General features: G+C 28.8%; 16 protein-coding genes and 1 other annotated feature. Of the genes, 15 read left to right on the top strand and 1 reads right to left on the bottom strand.

From position 1 onward, the window contains the following. Positions 1-384 precede the first annotated feature (384 nt). Complete coding sequence (locus BUA48_RS06480) at positions 385-1,086, bottom strand: DUF6873 family GME fold protein (protein ID WP_072831250.1); 702 nt, start codon at positions 1,084-1,086, stop codon at positions 385-387. Positions 1,087-1,230: 144 nt separating this feature from the next. Here BUA48_RS06480 and ytxC point away from each other — a divergent pair, with 144 nt between their 5' ends. The 15 genes from ytxC (at position 1,231) to BUA48_RS06405 (ending at position 21,270) form a co-directional block, all read left to right on the top strand. Next, positions 1,231-2,187, top strand: coding sequence for a sporulation protein YtxC (gene ytxC, locus BUA48_RS06475; protein ID WP_072831249.1), 957 nt, complete (start codon positions 1,231-1,233; stop codon positions 2,185-2,187). Positions 2,188-2,729: 542 nt separating this feature from the next. Continuing rightward, positions 2,730-3,260: a translation initiation factor IF-3 gene (gene infC / locus BUA48_RS06470; RefSeq protein WP_143147687.1), complete on the top strand. Its 531-nt coding sequence runs from the start codon at positions 2,730-2,732 to the stop codon at positions 3,258-3,260. A 15-nt stretch (positions 3,261-3,275) separates the two neighbouring features. Beyond that, entirely contained in the window at positions 3,276-3,473 is a 198-nt protein-coding gene (rpmI, locus tag BUA48_RS06465) for a 50S ribosomal protein L35 (RefSeq protein WP_072831247.1), read from the top strand. Positions 3,474-3,502: 29 nt separating this feature from the next. Then, positions 3,503-3,862 carry a 50S ribosomal protein L20 gene (gene rplT, locus BUA48_RS06460; RefSeq protein WP_072831246.1) on the top strand — a complete coding sequence of 120 codons (360 nt, stop codon included), beginning with the start codon at positions 3,503-3,505 and terminating at the stop codon, positions 3,860-3,862. A 230-nt stretch (positions 3,863-4,092) separates the two neighbouring features. After that, positions 4,093-5,451: a TrkH family potassium uptake protein gene (locus tag BUA48_RS06455; RefSeq protein WP_084666163.1), complete on the top strand. Its 1,359-nt coding sequence runs from the start codon at positions 4,093-4,095 to the stop codon at positions 5,449-5,451. 11 nt (positions 5,452-5,462) lie between these two features. Further along, positions 5,463-6,122: a potassium channel family protein gene (locus BUA48_RS06450; protein WP_072831245.1), complete on the top strand. Its 660-nt coding sequence runs from the start codon at positions 5,463-5,465 to the stop codon at positions 6,120-6,122. 362 nt (positions 6,123-6,484) lie between these two features. Then, positions 6,485-7,267, top strand: coding sequence for a TrmH family RNA methyltransferase (locus tag BUA48_RS06445; RefSeq protein WP_072831244.1), 783 nt, complete (start codon positions 6,485-6,487; stop codon positions 7,265-7,267). A gap of 96 nt (positions 7,268-7,363) precedes the next feature. After that, positions 7,364-7,583, top strand: a binding site (T-box leader). 53 nt (positions 7,584-7,636) lie between these two features. Beyond that, entirely contained in the window at positions 7,637-8,656 is a 1,020-nt protein-coding gene (pheS, locus tag BUA48_RS06440; protein WP_072831243.1) for a phenylalanine--tRNA ligase subunit alpha, read from the top strand. A 220-nt stretch (positions 8,657-8,876) separates the two neighbouring features. After that, positions 8,877-11,252, top strand: coding sequence for a phenylalanine--tRNA ligase subunit beta (pheT, locus tag BUA48_RS06435; RefSeq protein ID WP_072831242.1), 2,376 nt, complete (start codon positions 8,877-8,879; stop codon positions 11,250-11,252). A 196-nt stretch (positions 11,253-11,448) separates the two neighbouring features. Further along, on the top strand, positions 11,449-12,840 hold the full coding sequence (locus tag BUA48_RS06430) for a cell division protein ZapA (protein WP_143147677.1): 1,392 nt from the start codon (positions 11,449-11,451) through the stop codon (positions 12,838-12,840). A gap of 403 nt (positions 12,841-13,243) precedes the next feature. Further along, complete coding sequence (locus tag BUA48_RS06425; protein WP_072831240.1) at positions 13,244-14,239, top strand: glycosyltransferase family 4 protein; 996 nt, start codon at positions 13,244-13,246, stop codon at positions 14,237-14,239. Positions 14,240-14,420: 181 nt separating this feature from the next. Beyond that, positions 14,421-16,769 carry a U32 family peptidase gene (locus BUA48_RS06420; protein ID WP_072831239.1) on the top strand — a complete coding sequence of 783 codons (2,349 nt, stop codon included), beginning with the start codon at positions 14,421-14,423 and terminating at the stop codon, positions 16,767-16,769. A 36-nt stretch (positions 16,770-16,805) separates the two neighbouring features. Further along, the gene (locus BUA48_RS06415; protein WP_072831238.1) at positions 16,806-19,169 is read left to right on the top strand and encodes an endonuclease MutS2; all 2,364 of its coding nucleotides are present in this window, start codon (positions 16,806-16,808) and stop codon (positions 19,167-19,169) included. Positions 19,170-19,616: 447 nt separating this feature from the next. Beyond that, positions 19,617-20,087, top strand: coding sequence for a 2-thiouracil desulfurase family protein (locus BUA48_RS06410; RefSeq protein WP_072831237.1), 471 nt, complete (start codon positions 19,617-19,619; stop codon positions 20,085-20,087). A 160-nt stretch (positions 20,088-20,247) separates the two neighbouring features. Beyond that, positions 20,248-21,270: an alpha-hydroxy-acid oxidizing protein gene (locus BUA48_RS06405; protein WP_072831236.1), complete on the top strand. Its 1,023-nt coding sequence runs from the start codon at positions 20,248-20,250 to the stop codon at positions 21,268-21,270. The last annotated feature ends 116 nt before the right edge of the window (positions 21,271-21,386 follow it).

The raw sequence follows: 21,386 nt of genomic DNA, 5'->3' as shown, positions 1-21,386 counted from the left end.
AGCAAAATATAATATTAAAGTTTCTCATGTGCAATAAGAAGGAATAGAATCTCATATATTAAATTACAGTTGCTTAAGATTTATGAATTAAATAATAAATATAAAATGTGTAAGTTAATGAAAAAGTTTCCTTGAATATGGAATTTAAAAAGGATATAAAGTGTAGTTTAAAGGAGATAATTTATATATAAAAATTTATAAGTTACCTGTGGAAAAAGACTAGTAGTAGCATATGCTAATACTAGCCTTTTATTTTGCAATGAATTAAGCAAATTTTATTTATGCATAAAGGGTATATTTCGGTTTAAATAGGGTAATTAGTTTATAAGTATAAATTAGTAGTTACGCTTAAATGCTTAAAATATATAGAAACCAATAAGAATATTATATGTGAAATATGCTACCCCTATCAGTTAATGGACCTTCTCCTAAAGAAAGATAGTCCACTTTGTGTTTTTTCAAAAAGCTTTTAACTTCATATTTAAAAGGATAACACTCTAAATCTCCAAAGAAGGCTAATAAATTCTCATCTATTAGACCACAGGTTCCGCCTATAAAGCCGTAATCTAAATGAGGAAGTTTTATATGTTTAGGAGGAAGTAGAAGTACATCAATATTTTCTGCATATAGTAATTTTGCTATGGATACATCGCTAGTCATAATAGCTGTACTTTTAACTATTGCAGTAGAGCATTTTGTATATCCTTGTTTAGTATTAAGTAGTTTTTTATTATAAACTTTTTCTAAAAGAGAAGGATCTGTACAATCCAACTTGTGTAGAAAAATATTTTTTAAATTTAGTGCATTTAAAATTATATCTTTAGGGTATGCATCACTAAGTGAATTATTGGTTTTAAGAACTTTATAGTTAAGATTTTGTAGAGTTCTTATAAAATCACAGGATATATCTTTATGAACTATAATTTCTTTATTTTCACTAATTGGATGAAGCAAGATATCTGGATGTCCATCTATGGCTTTGTATAAATTACTATTCTTAGGACAAGAAAGAAGATTATATCCTAAGGAATTGAGAGTGAATTTTTCTAATTCAGATATTCTGTAATCTACAATTAAAGTTTTCAAAACAAAAATCTCCTTTTCTTAAAGTATATAGGTTTATTATAAACCCTTGGGTTAAAGAATTTCAATTATGTTGTCGATAATTGCTAATTTTAATGCGTATATAGCTTTAAGTAAAAGACATACTAAAACAAAGGAGTGTGAAAGATGTTACTATTAACTGTGATATATGATGAGAATGTAAAGGATCTGTGTGAAGACATTGGTGAAATAAAGAGTATATTTGAAATTAAAAATATCAAATTAGGGATATCAGAGAATATAGAAAATAAAAATCACTTTGTAAAAATATTTTGCAATGATCAATCCTTGAATGATAAAATTGATGATATAAAAGCAAGTTTTAATTTGTATTTTGCTAAAGTAATATACAATTTAGCTATAAAAGAATTTTGTGAAGGTAAAGTAGATGAGTTTTTAAATGATAGATACTTCTTTTTAAAGGAAAAGGATGTTGTGTTAATTAAATTTTTCTTAGAAGAGTTTTTAATTTATGATAATTTAGAAATGAGTTCTGAAATTGCATTTTGCATTAATAAAAAGAATAGTATAATAAAGAAAATTTTAAAGTGTATTGAGGAAAATGAGGAAATAAATATAAATGGTTTCTTAAGATTTAGAACAAAGGAATTCCAAAATGAATTAGGCGAGATAGCAGATAAAATCATAGAAAAATATATAAGAGATAAGGAGTATATGGAGTTTATAAAACTTCTTAGATTTTTTGTGGAGACACAGGAAATTTGCTATGATGAATTAAACCTTATAATTGATAATAAGAACAATTATAAATTAAAAAATAAAAATGGTGATGATGTAATAGGAGATCTTTTAAAGGATATAGAAGGTTCTAATTATAGTGGAGTTGTAAATATGGAAGATATTATAATTAGTGGGCTTATAACACATGTTCCTAAAAGAATAGTTATTCATTGTGCTGAAAATTGCTATAACAAAGAGTTTATAGATACAATAAAAGATGTATTTTTGGAGAGAGCGCATTTTTGTGATGGATGTAGCTTTTGTAAGGAATATATTAAAGACTCAAAAGAAGTTTTAAAATACAATACTAGTGTTGATAAACAAAATCATTTTTTGAATTAAAAAGCTAATTAAATATTATTTTATATTATATTTATTAAGAGAATTAGATATACAGATACATGACAGTATAAATTAATAGCAATAATATAGCTTTCATTTTATTTAAGTAGAAGTTTAAAATATGAAAAGTTTAATAATCATAAGAAAAATATATTAAAAGACATTTAAAAAGGCTGATCTACGAAGCTGTTAATATAGATATATAGTTGTGATGGGTTTTATTAAATAATTTATACTATATATTGAGTTAAGTTATTTAGAGTTTCAGCCTTAAGTTTACATACGGTAAAAATATAGAAAAATAAAAAACCAAAAAACATATTGACAAAGTATTATTATAATAGTAGAATAAACATGTTGAATTAATAAAATTTAATAATTAAGCAAACAAGTAGAAAGTCGTTTCTCACCTTTCAGCAAAGCTAGTTAGGTAAAGTGCTTATAATATATTTATTTTTGAAAAATGTATTATGGTAATATAGGACGACAAGATGTCGTCCTTTTTTACATATTTTAATATAGTTATAGACTTACCACAGGAGGTGTCTAGTATTAGTACTAAGAAAGAATTACTTCTTAATGAAGAAATTAGAGAAAATGAAATCAGGGTTATAGGCGATGACGGAGAACAATTAGGCTTAATGTCATCAAGAGAAGCTTTAACAATTGCAGAACAAAAGGATCTTGATTTAGTTATGATATCACCTGGTGCAAATCCACCAGTGTGTAGAATTATGGACTACGGAAAGCATATTTATGAGCAGTCTAAAAAAACTAAAGAAGCTAAGAAAAACCAAAAGGTTGTTAGCATAAAAGAGGTTAGACTTAGTCCAACAATAGAGGAACATGACATTAATATCAAAGCTAGTAATGCTAGAAAGTTTTTATTAGCTGAAGATAAAGTAAAAGTAACAGTTAGGTTTAGGGGAAGAGAAGCAGACTATTCACATGTTGGAAAGAGAATATTAGATAGTTTCTATTCAAAGGTGGAGGATGTTTCATCAGTAGAAAAGCCAGCTAAACAAGAAGGCAGAAATATGATAATGATTTTAGCCCCTAAGAAAGCTCAATAGTAAGGAGGAATTATTATGCCAAAAATGAAAACTCATAGAGGTGCAGCAAAAAGATTTAAGAAAACAGGAAGCGGTAAGCTTAAAAGAGCTAAAGCTTACAAAGGACACTTATTAACATCTAAGTCACCTAAAACTAAGAGAAATTTAAGAAAATCATCTTTAGTATCAGAGACTCAATTAAAAGCAATGAAGAAATTATTACCATATATCTAATGGAATAGTTTATTTAGGGAGGTAATGAAATGGCAAGAGTAAAAAAAGCGATTAACGCTCGTAAAAAACATAAAAAAGTATTAAAACTTGCAAAGGGCTACTATGGTTCAAGAAGTAAGTTATATAGAACAGCTAACGAAACAGTAATTAGAGGTTTAAGAAACGCTTTCATCGGAAGAAAGTTAAAGAAAAGAGATTTCAGAAGACTTTGGATCGTTAGAATTAACGCAGCTGCTAGAATGAGCGGAATGTCTTATTCAAGATTCATGAACGGAATCAAATTAGCTGGTATCGATATGAACAGAAAAATGTTATCTGAGTTAGCAATTAATGATGCAAAAGCATTTGCTGAATTAGTTGAAGTTGCTAAAAAGCAATTAGAAGCTTAATAATATAAAAAAATGCAACCCTTTGGTTGCATTTTTTTATATATACATATATCTATAAATTAAACATATACTAAAGATGGAATAATAGAGAGCGATTTGTTATTATAAACTAAATGTTAATAAATAATGAATGCAATATTAAGCAAACTTAAAAAAGATTTTTTCTTTAGAGGTTAAAAGCCATAAGAATTTATACTATAATAGGTAATATATGAAAATGAAAAGAGGTGATAAGGGTGAAGTATGAAAAGTTTAAAAGTCATATTAGATTGAAGCCAGTTCAGATTTTGGCTTTAGGCTTTGCTTTCGTTATTTTTATCGGTGCATGCCTTTTAAGTTTACCTATATCATCTGCAGCAGGAGTATCTACTAATTTTTTAGATTCTTTATTTACATCTACTTCAGCCGTATGTGTTACTGGATTAGTAACTTTAGATACAGGAACTTATTGGAGTTTATTTGGTCAAGTTATTATAATGCTTTTGATTGAAATTGGTGGATTAGGATTTATGTCTTTTGCAACCTTGATTTTCTTGCTATTAGGCAAAAAAATTACGTTAAAGGAACGTTTAGTAATGCAAGAGGCTATGAACTCTTTTTCACTGCAAGGTATAGTTAAAATGGCTAGATATATTTTAGGCTTTACTTTCTCAGTTCAAGCAGTTGGGGCATTATTACTGTCTACGCAGTTTATTCCTGATTTTGGTTTTAAAAAAGGACTGTTTTATGGTGTATTCCATTCTATTTCAGGATTCTGTAATGCAGGATTTGATTTAATGGGTAATTTTAATAGTGTTACAGCATACTCAGGTAATGCCGTAGTAATATTAACATTATCTGCTTTAATAGTAATTGGTGGTTTAGGATTTTGTGTTTGGATAGAAGTATATAATTATAGAATGAATAGAAAGCTATCATTAAACTCTAAAATAGTTTTACTTATGACAGCTATATTAATAGTTGGTGGTACTATACTTATGTATTTATTTGAAATGAAGAATCCTGCTACTTTATATGGTAGACCTGCAAGTGAGCAATTTTTATCGGCTACTTTTGCCGCCATAAGTCCAAGAACTGCTGGGTTTAACTCGATACCTTTAGCGGATATGACTTTAGCAGGAAAGTTCCTGACTATTGTACTTATGTTTATAGGTGGATCTTCAGGGTCAACAGCAGGTGGTTTGAAAGTTACCACTACAGGTATATTAATTATAGCAGTTATTTCTGTAATTAAAGGAAGAGAAGATGCTGAGATTTTCAAAAAAAGATTACCTAAGGAACTCGTATACAAAGCCTTTGCAATTTTTGCAATAAGTCTTATTTTAGTTATAAGTGTGACTATGGTATTATCTATAGTAGAGTCACAGGCTTCTTTAGAATATTTATTATTTGAAGCAACTTCAGCTTATGGAACTGTTGGATTGACTTTAGGTTTAACTCAACAATTAGGTGTAGTAGGTAAAATAATAATAAGTTTAACTATGTATGCAGGAAGGGTAGGTCCTATGACCTTAGCATTAGCATTAGGTAAACGAGGTTCAAGAAGTGTTGCTATTAAATATCCAGAAGATAAAATTATGGTTGGTTAGGGGTGTTTTGAATGAGTAAAAAACAATTTGTAGTTATTGGATTAGGTCGCTTTGGAATATCTGTTGCAGAGACCTTATACTCTTTAGGAAATGATGTTCTTGTAGTAGATTTAGATGAAGAAGTGATTCAAAGTGTATCTAATTATGTAACACATGCAGTTCAAGCTGATGCTATGGATGAAAACAGTTTAAGAGCAGTAGGAATAAGAAACTTTGATGTTGCAGTTATAGCTATTGGATCAGATATACAAGCTAGTATAATGGCTACTTTATTATTAAGGGAGCTAGGAGTAAAATATATAATTGCAAAAGCTAATAATCATATGCATGCTAAGGTTCTTATGAAGATAGGGGCTGATAAGGTGGTATTCCCAGAAAAAGATATGGGAGTAAGAGTTGCTCATAATTTAGTTCAATCTAATATTTTAGAGTATATAGAATTATCACCAGATTATAGTATAGCTGAATTCTTAAGTCCTAAAGAATGGCATGGAAGAAATCTTATAGATTTAAATATTAGAAGTAGATATGGAATAAACGTAATGGCTATAAAAAGAAACAATGAAATAGATGTTTCTCCATCGGCATTAGACATAATCGAACCAGGTGATATAATAGTTGCTATTGGAAATGTTGGTGATTTAGCTAGATTAGAAGAGGTTATAAGATAGTATTCTTAAGATATATTAAGTTGATTATTTAAAAGTTAAACTTAGTTAAGTAAATAACTTTTATAAAAGACTATTGTAGATAAATTAAATTTTATTTATAATGGTCTTTTATAATATAAAAATAAGAAGTTAAGCACTTCGGAGTAAATAATAATACAATGGAGTTATTGATAAAACTGTAAGCAATCTATGATGTAAGATATAAGAGTAGTTTAAGAAAAAGTTATATAGCATTTTAAATTACATAAAGAAAAGATTAGATTTATAAAGTGTATTTAATCTGTGATATTTAACTATGGTATAATTAAAATGAATAGAAATATGTATTAATATTTTTATATGCTGAAAGATAGGATGATAATATGGAGAGAATAGAAAGTAAGAGTAATAATTTTTTAAAGGAAGTAAAAAAACTTAAGGATAAGAAGCATAGAACTAAAAGTAGCTCTTTTTTAGTAGAGGGCTTAAGATTTGTTAAGGAAGCTATAGAATCAGATTTTAATGTGGAAGCTTTGATAATAAGTGATAAGATTCTTGATAAATTTTATGATTTAGGAATAGATTCTATAGACTTGGAAAATACTAGAGTTGTAAATGTAAGTGATGAAATATTTACTACGGTATGTGATACAGAAAGTCCTCAAGGAATTTTAGCTATCGTTAAGAATAAAGCTTTAGAGATAAGTGAAGAAAATGGTTTTTATGTTTTAGCTGATAGAATTCAGGATCCTGGAAATATGGGTACTATAATAAGAACAGCTCATGCAGCTGGAGCCTTAGGAGTTATTTTAACTAAGGGAACAGTAGATATCTATAATGAGAAAACTTTAAGATCTACTATGGGTTCAATATTTAAGGTTCCAATTATTGAGGATAATAACTTAGAGTTAACAAAATCCTTAAGAGATAATGGTTTTAAGTTAGTTACAAGTACCTTAGAAACAGATAATAATTTCTTTGATGTTAATTTAAAAGATAATGTTATAATTTCTGTTGGTAATGAGGGAAATGGCATTAGTGATGAGCTAAAAGGTTTAAGTGATATAGCTGTTAAAATTCCTATGCCTGGCAATGCTGAATCTTTAAATGCAGCAGTAGCAGCTAGTATTATGGTATATGAAGTTGTAAGACAAAACATGATATAAAATTGAGCTGAAAATGCTTTATGAAATTTTATTTAAAAGTTGTTTTAAATAAATTCATATGGTATAATCATAAGCATATTTAAGTAAAATAATATATTTTAAACTATGAAGGAGAGAGTAGTCAAAAATAGCTTTAAGGGAGAGCAAATCGTAGACTGGAAGTTTGCTTAAGTGGGTTTTTGTATGAAGTTCACTCTGGAGTTCTAACTGTGAAATAATAGTAGTAGTTAGCGGGAAATCGATAAATTTTCAAGTGAGTTATAGGATTATTCTATGACTAACTAGGGTGGTAACGCGGATTAAGTTCGTCCCTTTTTAGGGGACGGACTTTTATTTTTTGCCTGATTATAAAAATGAGGAGGAATAGAGATGAAAGAAAAATTAGAGCTTATAAAAGTTAAAGCTTTAGAAGAATTAAATAGTGCTGAAAATAAAGAAGCAATTGAAAGCTTAAGAGTAAAGTACTTAGGTAAAAAAGGTGAACTTACAGCTATCTTAAGAGGAATGGGTGGTTTAAGTGCAGAGGAAAGACCTATAGTTGGTAAGATTGCTAATGAAGTAAGAGAAGAAATAGAAAACTTTATTGCATCTACATTAGAGCAGATAAAGAATAAAGAAAAGCTTGAAAGATTAAAGAATGAGATAATAGATATTTCTATGCCAGGTGTAAAGCAGACAATAGGTAAGAAGCATCCATTAGAACTTACATTAGATAAAATAAAAAATATATTTATATCTATGGGATTCTCAGTAGAAGAAGGTCCAGAAGTTGAATATGATTATTATAACTTTGAGGCTTTAAATATACCTAAGGATCACCCAGCTAGAGGAGAACAAGATACATTCTATATTAATGATAATATAGTGTTAAGAACTCAAACTTCTCCAGTACAGGTTAGAACAATGGAGAAAAAAGAATTACCTATTAAAATGATTTCTCCAGGTAAGGTTTATAGATCAGACGCTGTTGATGCAACTCACTCTCCAATTTTCTATCAAGTAGAAGGATTAGTAATTGGAAAAGACATTACTTTTGCTGATTTAAAAGGAACTTTAGAATTATTTGTTAAGCAAATGTTTGGTGAAGCAATGCAAACTAAGTTCAGACCACACCACTTCCCATTTACAGAGCCATCAGTAGAGATGGATGCTACATGCTTCGTATGCAAAGGTGAAGGATGTAAAGTATGTAAGGGTGAAGGATGGATTGAAATCTTAGGAGCTGGTATGGTACACCCTCAGGTTTTAAGAAATTGTGGTATTGATCCAGAGGAATATAGTGGATTTGCATTTGGATTTGGTTTAGATAGAATGGTTATGTTAAACTATGGACTTGATGATATAAGACAATTATATGAAAGTGATATGAGATTTTTAAATCAATTCTAATCTAAATAAGTTATACTATAAAAAATATTATATATATATTCTAATAAAGAATCTTAATTCTTTTTAGGTATAAGGGTGATTATAGAATAAATTCAAGGATTAATATGAATGTAGAGTATTAATTAGAACTTATATATAAATCTTGAAGTTAATTTTGTGTATAGGAATATGCTTTATAAAAACTTTAGGATTTGTAAAATTTTACTGTGGAGGTTTTGAAATGAAAGCACCAATTCAATGGTTAAATGATTATGTTAATATAGATATATCTCCAAAGGAATTAGGAGATGCTTTAACTTTAAGTGGTTCTAAGGTTGAAGGAGTAGAAATTACAGGGCAAGAAATTACTAATGTTGTAACAGGAAAAATAGAAAAGATAGAAAGACATCCAGAGGCTGATAAATTAGTTGTATGTGATGTTAACATAGGTAGTGAACATATTCAAATAGTTACTGCTGCAACTAATATGAAAGAGCAAGATGTTGTTCCAGTAGCATTACATGGTTCTACATTACATGGTGGATTAAAAATTAAAAAGGGAAAATTAAGAGGGGTAGTATCTCAAGGAATGTTCTGTTCAGAAGTTGAGCTTGGCTTAGCTGATGAAAAAGAAGTTGATGGATTAATGATACTTCCTACAGATACAGTCTTAGGTGAAGATATTAAAAAGGTGTTAGGATTAGAAAGTGCAATTATAGACTTAGAGATAACTTCAAATAGACCTGATTGCTTAGGTATCATAGGATTAGCTAGAGAAACAGCAGCTACTTTAGGAACTACTTATAAGATGCCTAATTTAGAATTCACTTGTAAGGCAGAGGGTAATGTACACGAAGATCTAAATGTAGAAGTAAAAGATGAAAAATGTGTAAGATACATGGCAAGAGAAGTTAAAAACATAAAAGTTGGCCCTTCTCCAAAATGGATGCAAGATAGATTATTAGAAGCTGGAGTTAGACCAATAAATAACATAGTTGATATAACTAACTTTGTTATGCTTGAGTTTGCTCAACCAATGCATGCCTTTGATATTAGAGATATTAAAGGAAACACTATTATAATTGAAAATGCTAAAGATGGTGAAAAGTTCATAACTCTAGATGAAGAAGAAAGAACTTTAACTTCAGAGATGCTTTGCATCAAGGATGCTGAGAGAACTATTGCTTTAGCAGGTATTATGGGTGGATTAAATTCAGAAGTTAAGGAAGACACTAATACAATCATTTTTGAATGTGCTAGCTTTGAACCTGTTAATATAAGAAATTCTTCAAAACAGTTAGCTTTAAGAACTGAGTCTTCATCAAGATTTGAAAAAGAAATAGATCCAAATGGTGTTGAACTTGCTATGAATAGAGCATGTGCTTTAATTGAAGAATTAGGTGCAGGTGAAGTTGTTAATGGAACAATAGATATATACAATAGCGAAAAAGAATCTCATGAAGTTAAAGTGAGTGCAAGCTGGGTAAATAAATTCTTAGGCACAGAGATTTATGTTGGAAAAATGAAAGAATGTCTAGATGCTTTAGATTTAAAAACAGATATAGATGGAGATACATTAGTTATTAAAGTACCTACTTTTAGATGTGATGTATTTATTAAAGAAGATATAGCAGAGGAGATTGCTAGAATATATGGATATAATAATATTCCAGCTACAATTCCAAACTGTGAGACTTTAAAGGGTGGAAAAAATGAAAAACAAATCTTAGATGATAAGGTTATGGAAGCTATGATGAATAGTGGATTAAATCAATCTATTAGTTATTCATTTGTTAGTCCTAAAATATTTGATAAATTATTAATTCCAAGTGATTCATCTTTAAGAAATGTGGTTAAGATTAAGAATCCACTAGGTGAAGATTATAGTGTTATGAGAACAACTTCAATAGCATCTATGATGGAATCTTTAGCTAGAAATAATAACAGAAGTAATGAGTCAGCAGCTTTATTTGAAATAGGAAAAGTTTATATTCCAGATGAAGATATTAATAAAATACCAGAGGAAAGAAACATAGTTACTATAGGTATTTACGGAAATGTTGATTACTTCCACTTAAAGGGTATTATTGAAAACTTATTAGATACTTTAGGAGTTAAAAACCCAAGCTTCAGAAGAGAAAGTGAAAATCCAAGCTTCCATCCAGGAAAAACAGCAGCTTTATATGTTAGAAATAAATTTGCTGGAGTATTAGGGGAAGTACATCCTGATGTAGCAGAAAACTTTGAAATGGAAGAAAGATGCTATATTGCAGAACTAGATTTAGACTTATTATATGCAGCTTCTAACTTAGATAAGAAGTATAAAGCTCTTCCTAAGTTCCCAGCAGTTACAAGAGATATAGCTATCTTAGTTGATGATGCTATACTTGTACAAGAAATAGAAGAAGCTATTAAAAAAGCTGGTGGAAATATTTTAGAAAGCATAAAATTATTTGATGTTTATAAAGGAAAGCAAATACCAGAAGATAAGAAGAGTATAGCTTATGCATTAGTTTATAGAGCGGAAGAAAAGACTTTAAAGGATAAAGAAGTAAATAAGGTACATGATAAAATATTAAGATCCTTAGAGCATAAATTAGGTGCAGTATTAAGATAATTAAAATTTAAAATTCATTTAACTGAAAGTCTATGTAATATGAAAGTAAAAATAAAATATTACATAGACTTTTTAAAATTCCTTAATTTTCCTCAAATAAAATTTGTTTTTTTATGGTTAATAAGATATAATTTTAAGTAAACATAATACAATAATTGCAAAATTGTTTTAGGAAATATGCGTATATGGGGTGTTTATGATGAATATAATAACTGTTATTATAGATGACGTTGAATATAATTTAAAAGGTAATGAAGATGAGGAATATTTAAATAGAGTCGCATTTTTTGTGGACAAGAAAATAAGAAATATAAAGTCTAAAAATGAGAAGCTTAGTATTAGTTCGGCGGCTGTTTTAACTGCAATAAATATAGCTGATGATATGTTTAAAAGTCAAGAGATATACTCGGAACTTTTAAATAGATATAGAGATTTAGAGGAACAACAAAATAACTTAAAAAATGAAAATAGTAACTTAAAAGCTTACGGAGAAGAGGCAGAATATAAAAATCAACAGTTAAAATTAGAAATTGAAGATCTTATGAATACTGAGGATAGGTGTAAGGTTGATGAGGTTAATAGGGAATTAGAAGTAGTAAAGATAGAACTACAGGCCTTAAAAGAGAAAAGTGAGAAGGAAATTAAAGCTTTACAAGAGAAAAATCTTGAATTAGAGAGAGAAAAAGAATTATTAGAAAAAAGATTAGTTGAAGAAAAAGCTACAGTTGAAAAAAATCTAATACAAGAAAAGGAAAAAGAAAAAAATAAACTTACTGGTATATATGAAAATAAAATAGAGGATTTAAAGAATCAGTATGAAAATAAAATAGTTTCTATTAAAAATGAAAATGAAGAAGTTATTGAAATGTTAAAAGAGGAAGAAACACAAAATCTTTCTAAAGTGCTAGAAGAAAAAGAAAAAGAGCTTAAATTAATAGATGATATTCATAGAGAACAGATAAATAAATTAAAACAAGAACATAGAGAAAAATTTAATTCTATAAATGAAGATCATGAAAGTAAGATATCAGAAATTAAGCATAGATTTAATGAAAGTCAGCACAAAACTCAAGAAGCTTATTTAAAGGAATTAAAAGAATTAAAGGATAAAATAGAAAAGTTAAATTCAATTCATAGTAGTGAATTGAAGTCTTTAGAAGAAAGTCATATACGTGACATTGAAGTGTTAAAAAGTAAATTTAATAAAGAAAAATCATCCTTAGAAGAGATAAAAGCAAAGGATATAGAATCTGTTAAAAGTGAGTATGTAAGCAAAGAACAGCAAGCTAAAAATATTGCTTTAAAAGAAATAGAAGACATAAAAAGATCTTATGACATAGAAAAAGAGCAACTAAACAGTAGCTTTAATAAGCAGTTAGAAGAATTAAGCACAAAATTACAATATGTAGAGGGTGAAGCTAAAAAATATAAAACTCTATATAATTATAATAAGGAACAGGGTGAGACTTCTAAGCTACAACTTCAAAACTATAAGTTCAAGGTTTTAGAGTTAGAAAATAAAATTAATGAGCAGTCTATAGCATTAGCTAAGGAGAAAAAATTAAGACTAGCAGTGAGTAAAAAATAATTAAATTAAAGTATAAAGGTACAAGGGTAAGAGAAAATCTTATCTTTGTACTTTTTTTATTTTTCATAGTGTCAATATAGTTTAAGAACAATATACTATATATAAAATTTACTTAAATCAAAAAAATGTTTTTACAGTTATCAACAGGGTGCCTTATTTAATAATAAAGGTAACTATTAATATTTATCTTTATTAAGAATACTCAGGTCTGTGTAGTGGATTAAAGTTAACTTTTACAGTTAGTATTTTATATAAGTATAGCTATAATTATTGATAATTGTAATTTATATTCTTTATTTTAAAATATATAAAATTAGAATTGTAAATTTAAAAGTTATAAAGATGTAATTATTTGCATAGATTTTAAATTAAATAAAGGGATTTTATTAGGAGGAGGAGAGTAGTGAAGGTATTATTATGTGTAAGAGGGGATTATTATAGAAACTTTGCAGCAGATTCTTTGCAGGCTATAAAATTATATAAATATTTCAAGTCTATAGGGGTTGAAGCTGACATAAACACTGGGGATATATGTGATTTTTCAGAGTATGATATTATTCATTTATTCGATTTGAATAATGCGGGAGAGGCTTATAAATATTATAAAATAGCATATTCTTATAAAAAGCCAATAGTTATAACTCCTAATTATTGGTCAATGACTAAGTATTATGAATTTAGCTCTAAGAAGGATGAACTAAGTGTGTGGAAGGGTTGTAGACCTTATAGAAATGAGATTTTAAAAAGAGCAAAGAAAATCCTTGTAAGTAGTGAAATTGAAAAAAAGGTAATTAAAAGAGATTTTAATATAAAGAGAAACTTAGAGGTAGTGTATAGTGGTGTTGCTGTAGAAAGTACAGATGTGCCTTTATACAATTTTAAGGATAGATATGATTTGAATAATTACGTGTTATGTGTAGGAAAGATTTGTGAAATTAAAAACCAATTGGCACTTTCAGAGCTATGTAATAAGTTAAATATTGATTTTGTTATGATAGGAAGTATCACAGATAAAAAGTATTTTAAAAAATGTATGGAATATGAAAATGTTAAATACTTTGGATTTGTTGATAGTTACAATTTATATAATGCATATAAGTTTGCTACCGTATACGTTGCCCCTGGTTTTAGAGAGTTGCCGGGTATTTCAACCTTAGAAGCTGCTGCTACTGGATGCAGAATAATAGCAAGTAGTGAAGGATGTGTAAAGGAGTACTTAGGCGAGGATGCTATATATTTTAATCCATATGATTTGGGAAGTTTAGAAAGAGCTATGGAGTTTAGTAAAAAATTAAAGAAGCCTGATGAGTTAAGTACTAGAATATTAGAAGAATATAGTTGGGATAAATTTGGAGAAAATATATATAGTATATATAAAGAGGTTTGTGAAACAGTGTAGAAATATTAATTTGAAATAGGTATTTATAAAAATTGATATATATATTTATGAATAAAAGAAAGTTAAAATGAAACTCTAGTTACATATAGTGTGCTAGAGTTTTTTATTTTGGCTAATAATCTTAATATATGGCAAAATATATTGTATAATGATATTAAAATGATTTTTAGGAGTGTGTCCAATGAATAAAATAGAATTATTAGCTCCAGCAGGAAGCTTTGAAAGTCTTATAGCTGCTGTTCAAAGCGGAGCAGATGCTATCTACCTAGGAGGTAGTAAGTTTTCAGCTAGGGCATATGCTAATAACTTTGATGATGAGCAAATGATAAAGGCCGTTGAATATTGTCATGATTATGGTGTTAAGGTATATATAACTATAAATACTCTTTTAAAGGATAAAGAAATAAAAGAAGCTTTAGAATATGCTAAGTTTTTATATAGAATAGGGGTAGATGCTTTAATTATACAAGACACAGGACTTGTATATCTTATTAAAAAATGTATCCCAGAATTTGAAATACATGCATCTACGCAAATGAGCATACATAATGGAGAAGGAGCTTTACTTTTAAAGAATCTAGGATTCCAAAGAATTGTTCTATCAAGAGAGCTTAGTATCGAAGATATAGATTATATTTCTAAGGATTTAGGAATAGAAACTGAAGTTTTTGTACATGGAGCTTTATGTGTTTGTTACTCAGGGCAATGTTTAATGAGTAGTATACTTGGTGGTAGAAGTGGTAACCGTGGTAGATGTGCTCAAACTTGTAGACTACCATACACTTTATATGGTAAGAATACCAAGGTTGAAAGAGATGGATATATCATGAGCCCTAAGGATATATGCACTATAGAAAATATTAAAGAGTTAATAGAAAGTGGTACATCTTCACTTAAGATTGAAGGAAGAATGAAAAGACCAGAATATGTTGCTGGAGTAGTATCAATTTATAGAAAAGCAATTGATAGCTATTATAATAATACTGAATTCAATTTAGAAGAGGAAAAAAGAAAACTTACTCAGTTATTCAATAGAGAAGGATTTTCTAAGGCTTATCTTTTAGGGAATGTAGGTAAGGATATGATGGCTTATAAAACTCCAAGAAACACAGGTGTATATCTTGGTAAAGCCAATAAAGATGGAAGCATTTTGCTTAAAGAGCCTATTGGGTTAAAGGACGGTATACGTATAGAAGAAGGTGGATTTACAGTAAGTAAAATTCTACTGAATGGAAAAGAAGTAGAGAAGGCTAATGTTGGTGATATAGTTAAGTTAAAACCAAGTAATTATAAAGCTAATGATATTCTTTATAGAGCTTCAGATAATGAGTTGTTAATGGAATTGTCACAATACTATAAGCATCCTTATGAGAAAAAAATACCTCTAAAAGCTAACTTTACTTTTAAAGTAGGTAGTCCAATGGTAATAGGAACTCAGTTTAACGAAGAAACATTTTATGCTGAAGGAGAAATAGTTCAACAGGCATTAAAGAAACCTTTAGAGAAAGAAAAGATAGTGAAAAATATTTGCAAAGCAGGAGATACTGCTTTAAAGATAGACGAAATAGAGTTCTTACACTTTGAGGATGGTTTTGTTCCCGTTTCAGCTGTAAATGAAATAAGAAGAAATATTATAGAACAAATTGAAAATAGAATAAAAGAAAAAAACAAAAGAGTTTTAAAAGATCTTTCTTCTGAAAATATTGAAGCTACATATGCAGAACAAAATATGCCAAGTTTAATGGTGACCCTTCAAAGAGCAGAACAATTAAAGGCAGCAGAGGAATTGAATATTGAAAATGTAGCTGTTAATATATTCAATATGAGAGGCAATGTGGACTTAGATAATGTGAAGATCAAAAATTTATATTTAAAAGTTCCTAATATAATAAGAGATAAGGAAATTCATAAGATTGCCTTAGAAATAGAAAAAAATCTTCACAGAATTAAAGGAATCATCACAGGAAATATGGGCATAATCAATAGATTTTTAGGTAAAACAATAATATATGGTGATTATAAAAATAATGTTTTAAATACCTTTGCTCATAGATTCTTTAGTGAAAAAATAAATGGTATGTATTTAAGTGCCGAGCTAAATAGAAGTGAACTTTTAAATATAGGTAAAAAGTCACCTGAGAATTCTTGTGGAGTAGTCATATATGGAAGATATGAACTTATGGTTTCAGAGTATTGTCCTATAGGTTCCATATATGGTGGAAAGTCTAAAAAAGAAAATTGCAAGGGTGCTTGTGCTAAAGATACTTATCTACTTAGAGATCGTAAGGGTGAAGAATTCATTCTTGATGTAGATAAATCTTGTAGAAGTTATATATATAATAGTGTACCAGTTAATCTTTATCCATATATTAATGAACTTAAGAAAAATAATATAGATGCATTTAGAATAGATTTTATTGCTGAGGATTACAATGAAGCTAGGGAAGTTTTAAGCGGATTTATAAATGGAACCTTAGATAATGAAGATAAGAAATACACAAGAGGTCATTATAAGAGAGGTATAGAGTAGAAAAGAAAATATATTGGAAAGATAGGTGGATTTTAAATGAATGAAAAATCCTTAAGAGTACTTGAGTTTAATAAGGTAAAAGAGAATTTAAAGAAATATGTGCATACAAGTGCTGCAAAAGACTTGATCACAGAACTTAAACCTTATGATAATTTATATGAGGTTAAGGAACATCTAGAAGAGACAGAGGAAGCTTTTAGATTAATTATTAAAAAAGGTGCAGCGCCTTTTGAGGGAATATATGATGTAAGAGAAGCTATAAGTAGAGCTGGAAAGGGTTCTACACTAATACCTGAGCAATTACTTAAAATAGCTCAGATATTAAGATCTTCTAGAAGTTTCACAGAATATATTTCTCATAAAGAAGAGGAAGAAGGATATAGAGTTTTAGAGGATATATGTGAGGGAATAACTCCGTTAAAAAGAATAGAGGATAAAATATTCAATGCTATAATTGGTGATGATGAAATTTCAGATAGAGCAAGTGAAAAATTATACTCTCTAAGAAAAGCATTAAAAGATAAAAATAGCTCAATTAAGGATAAAATTAATTCTTTAGTTAGAGCTAATTCATCTTATCTTCAAGAGAACCTTTATACAATAAGAGGGGATAGGTATGTTATACCTGTAAAGGCTGAACATAAGGGTTCAGTTCCAGGGCTTGTACATGATCAAAGTTCCTCTGGTGCTACATTATTTATTGAACCTATGAGTTTAGTTAATTTAAATAATGAAATAAAGGAATTGAAGCTAAAAGAGAAAGCTGAAATAGAAAGAATTTTATCAGAGTTATCAAGAGAAATATACCATAATATAAAGCAAGTTGAAACTAACGCTAATATAATATGGGAACTTGATTTTATCTTTGGTAAGGCTAAATATGCATCAGAATTAGACGCAGTAAAACCTGTTGTAAATGATGAGGGAATAATAGATGTTATTGCAGCAAGACACCCTCTTATTAACAGAGATATGGTGGTTGCTAATGATTTTTACTTAGGAAATGATTTTAATTCTTTAGTTATAACAGGACCTAATACTGGTGGTAAGACTGTTACTATAAAAACTATAGGCTTAATTCAGTTAATGGCATTAAGTGGATTATTAATACCAGCTAGAGAGAATTCAGTAGTTGCATTTTTCAAAGAAGTATTTGCAGACATTGGGGATGAGCAAAGTATTGAACAAAACTTATCAACCTTCTCTTCTCATATGACTAATATAGTAAATATAATTGATAATGCAGATGAAAGTTCTTTAGTTATTTTTGACGAACTTGGAGCAGGAACAGATCCAACTGAAGGGGCAGCTCTTGCAATTTCTATACTTGAGAATCTTAGAAAAAGAGGATGTAGAATAGTAGCTACAACTCACTATAGTGAACTTAAAGGATATGCTTTAAAAACTGTTGGAGTAGAAAATGCTTCAGTTGAGTTTGATGTGGAGACTTTAAGACCAACTTATAGATTATTAATAGGAGTTCCAGGAAAATCAAATGCCTTTGAGATATCTAGAAGATTAGGATTGCCATCTTATATAATTGAAGATGCTAAAGGAAATATATCACAGGATACCTTAGAGTTTGAAAACTTAATTAAAACTCTTCAAGAAAAGAATATAATAGCTGAGAAAAATGCTAGAGAATCTCAAAACTTAAAGAATCAACTTCAAAAGTCTAAGTTAGAATATGATGAGAAGTTTGATAAACTTAAGAATACAAGAGAGAAAATAATGCAAGAGGCTCAAATCGAAGCTAAAAAAATCTTAAAAAATGCTAAGGTAGAAGTTGATGAGATAATTAAAGAAGTTAAGAAGCTTGAAAGTGAAGGATATTCTACTTCACGTCAAAAGCTAGAAGAACAAAAACAAAAACTTAAGGGTAAGCTAAATAGCATTGAAGAAAAACAATTGATTCAAGAGCAGGATAAGGGTATAAAATTAGAAAAAGTAACTCCAGGAATGGAAGTTTTACTTATGACATTAAACCAAAAGGTTACAGTGCTTTCAGAGGTTGATAAAAAGGGTGAAGTTCAAGTTCAAGCTGGTATAATGAAAATTAATGTTAAACTTGAAAACCTAAGAAAGATAGAAGGTGCTAAACCAACTAAGGATGAAAGAAGGCAGGCTAAAAAGGAATTAAAATTAAAAATGGCCAATGTAGATACTTCTATAGACCTTAGAGGCATGGATTCCGAGGAAGCTGTCTATGTTACAGACAAATACTTAGATGATGCTTACATGGCAGGTTTAGGTGAAGTTACAATTATACATGGAAAAGGTACTGGAGTATTAAGAAAATCTATAACTGAAATGCTAAGAAGACATCCTCATGTTAAGACTTCTAGAATAGGAAGTTATGCAGAGGGTGGAACAGGTGTTACAGTTGCAGAATTAAAATAATTTATAGCTATGCTTATTTAATACTTTAAATTAAAGGTAGAAATAAATCTATGCTACTTATTGGAGTAGGTAAATATGAATTAACAATTTTAGGGGGAATGTCACATGGAATCATAGGACATTTCCCCTTTTCTAGAGTTTAAAAAGAAGTAATAAGACTTAGGATTTATTAATATTCTACTAAGGAAAATTCATAACCATAAAACAACCAAAGAGTTAGTTGATTTGTGTACTTAGATAAAACCTATGAAATCTAAGTACATTCAAGCATTTAAGTTATACACGTAAAGTAGTTCAATTTGGTAGTGCAATGTATAACTTAGATAAAATGCGAGTAAAATTAAGTAGTTAAATAATTCGACTTAATTACTTTAATTTGCTATTAAGGGTTATAAGGATATTTTTATGAAGGAATAAAAAAAGTTAATTCTATAGTTGGAGGGAAAAATGATATTAGTAAGTGCTTGTTTATGTGGGGTTAAGTGTAAATATAATGGAGATGATAACTATTGTGTGGATATAGAAAAGTTAGTTAAAGAAAATAAAGCTATAATAGTTTGTCCTGAACAATTAGGGGGGATGGCAACTCCGAGAAAATGCAGTGAAATATGTGGTGGAAGTGGTGAAGATGTTTTAAGTAAAAAGTGTAGAGTTATTGATAATGAAATGGAGGATGTTTCTCAGAATTTTATAAAGGGAGCAGAAGAGGCTTTAAAGATAGCAAAGCTTTATAATGTTAAGTATGCAATATTAAAAAGTAAAAGTCCTTCCTGTGGATATGGAGAAATATACGATGGAAGTTTTAAAGGAAACAAGGTAAGAGGAAATGGAGTAACAGCAGAGTTATTACATAGAAATGGAATAAAAATTTTTAATGAGTTAAATTTTATAGAGCATTTAAATAATATGGTTAAATAGTTTATATTTAATTATTTTTCTGTAAATAAGGGATAAATTTAAAGAAATATTTTAGATTTTGATTTATAATGGATAATATATGAAAGCATAATATACGTACATATTAAGTGAGATACAACTTGTATGTGTTAATATATATAGTAATTGGGAGGGGAAACCTATGAATTATAATGAAGTATTAAAGAGTGCAAAGGAAAATCTTAATGGAAGTTGTAGAGTGTGTAAGGCTTGCAATGGTATTACATGTGCAGGAGAAGTTCCAGGTATGGGCGGTAAGGGAACAGGAAAAGCCTTTACAATTAACTATGATTCCTTAGATGAAGTAAAATTAAATATGAGAACAATTCATGATGCTAAGGACCCAGATATGGAAGTGAAATTATTCGGAAAGAATATGAGTATTCCTGTATTTGCAGCTCCTGTTTCAGGAACAACTTTAAATATGGGTGGAAAATTTACTGAAGAAGAATATATATCTTGGGTAATTGATGGATGTCTTCAAAGTGGAGTATATCCTATGGTTGGAGATACGGCAGTAGATTCATTTTTAACAACAAACTTAGAACAATTAAAGAAGCATGATGGAAGAGGTATCGTATTTATAAAACCTTGGGAAAATTCTAATGTTATAAAGAAAATTAAAATGGCTGAGGCTGCTGGAGCTTTTGCAGTAGGAATGGATATTGATGCTTGTGGATTACTTACATTAGCATTACATGGAAAACCAGTTATGCCAAAGACTTTAGAAGATATAAAGCAAATAGTAGAAAGCACAAAATTACCTTTCATACTAAAGGGAATTATGACACCAGATGAAGCTAAATTAGCTGTTAAAGCAGGTGTAAGTGCAATTGTTGTATCAAATCATGGTGGAAGAGTATTAGATCATACACCAGGTGTAGCAGAGGTATTACCAGAGATAGCTAAAGCTGTTAAGGGTAAAATAACTGTTTTAGCTGATGGTGGAGTAAGAACAGGGGTAGATGTATTAAAAATGTTAGCTTTAGGAGCTGATGGTGTATTAATAGGTAGACCTTTTGTAACTGCATCCTTTGGAAATGGTAGTGAAGGTGTAAAAACATATATAGACACAATAAAGAGCGATTTAAAATCTGCTATGGTATTAACAGGATGTAAATCAATTAAGGATATAGATGAAAGAATAATATATAAAAACAAATAATATGTAAGTACTAATTAATTGTATATATTTTTTACATTAATTATCTAGATAGTTATATTTATTTAATAATAAGAGATAAATATATTGAAAGTCATTTTGTGAAAAATATAGATATA

The sequence above is a fragment of the Clostridium collagenovorans DSM 3089 genome, from assembly GCF_900130005.1.
Classification (GTDB): Bacteria; Bacillota; Clostridia; order Clostridiales; family Clostridiaceae; genus Clostridium_D; species Clostridium_D collagenovorans.
This window is presented reverse-complemented; position numbering and strand designations above follow the sequence as displayed.

Bases quoted from the DNA above. Each gene is read 5' to 3' on its own strand.
- ytxC (WP_072831249.1), top strand. From the start codon at position 1,231: ATGTTACTATTAACTGTGATATATGATGAGAATGTAAAGGATCTGTGT.
- rpmI (WP_072831247.1), top strand. From the start codon at position 3,276: ATGCCAAAAATGAAAACTCATAGAGGTGCAGCAAAAAGATTTAAGAAA.
- rplT (WP_072831246.1), top strand. From the start codon at position 3,503: ATGGCAAGAGTAAAAAAAGCGATTAACGCTCGTAAAAAACATAAAAAA.
- BUA48_RS06450 (WP_072831245.1), top strand. From the start codon at position 5,463: ATGAGTAAAAAACAATTTGTAGTTATTGGATTAGGTCGCTTTGGAATA.
- BUA48_RS06445 (WP_072831244.1), top strand. From the start codon at position 6,485: ATGGAGAGAATAGAAAGTAAGAGTAATAATTTTTTAAAGGAAGTAAAA.
- pheS (WP_072831243.1), top strand. From the start codon at position 7,637: ATGAAAGAAAAATTAGAGCTTATAAAAGTTAAAGCTTTAGAAGAATTA.
- pheT (WP_072831242.1), top strand. From the start codon at position 8,877: ATGAAAGCACCAATTCAATGGTTAAATGATTATGTTAATATAGATATA.
- BUA48_RS06430 (WP_143147677.1), top strand. From the start codon at position 11,449: ATGATGAATATAATAACTGTTATTATAGATGACGTTGAATATAATTTA.
- BUA48_RS06420 (WP_072831239.1), top strand. From the start codon at position 14,421: ATGAATAAAATAGAATTATTAGCTCCAGCAGGAAGCTTTGAAAGTCTT.
- BUA48_RS06415 (WP_072831238.1), top strand. From the start codon at position 16,806: ATGAATGAAAAATCCTTAAGAGTACTTGAGTTTAATAAGGTAAAAGAG.
- BUA48_RS06410 (WP_072831237.1), top strand. From the start codon at position 19,617: ATGATATTAGTAAGTGCTTGTTTATGTGGGGTTAAGTGTAAATATAAT.
- BUA48_RS06405 (WP_072831236.1), top strand. From the start codon at position 20,248: ATGAATTATAATGAAGTATTAAAGAGTGCAAAGGAAAATCTTAATGGA.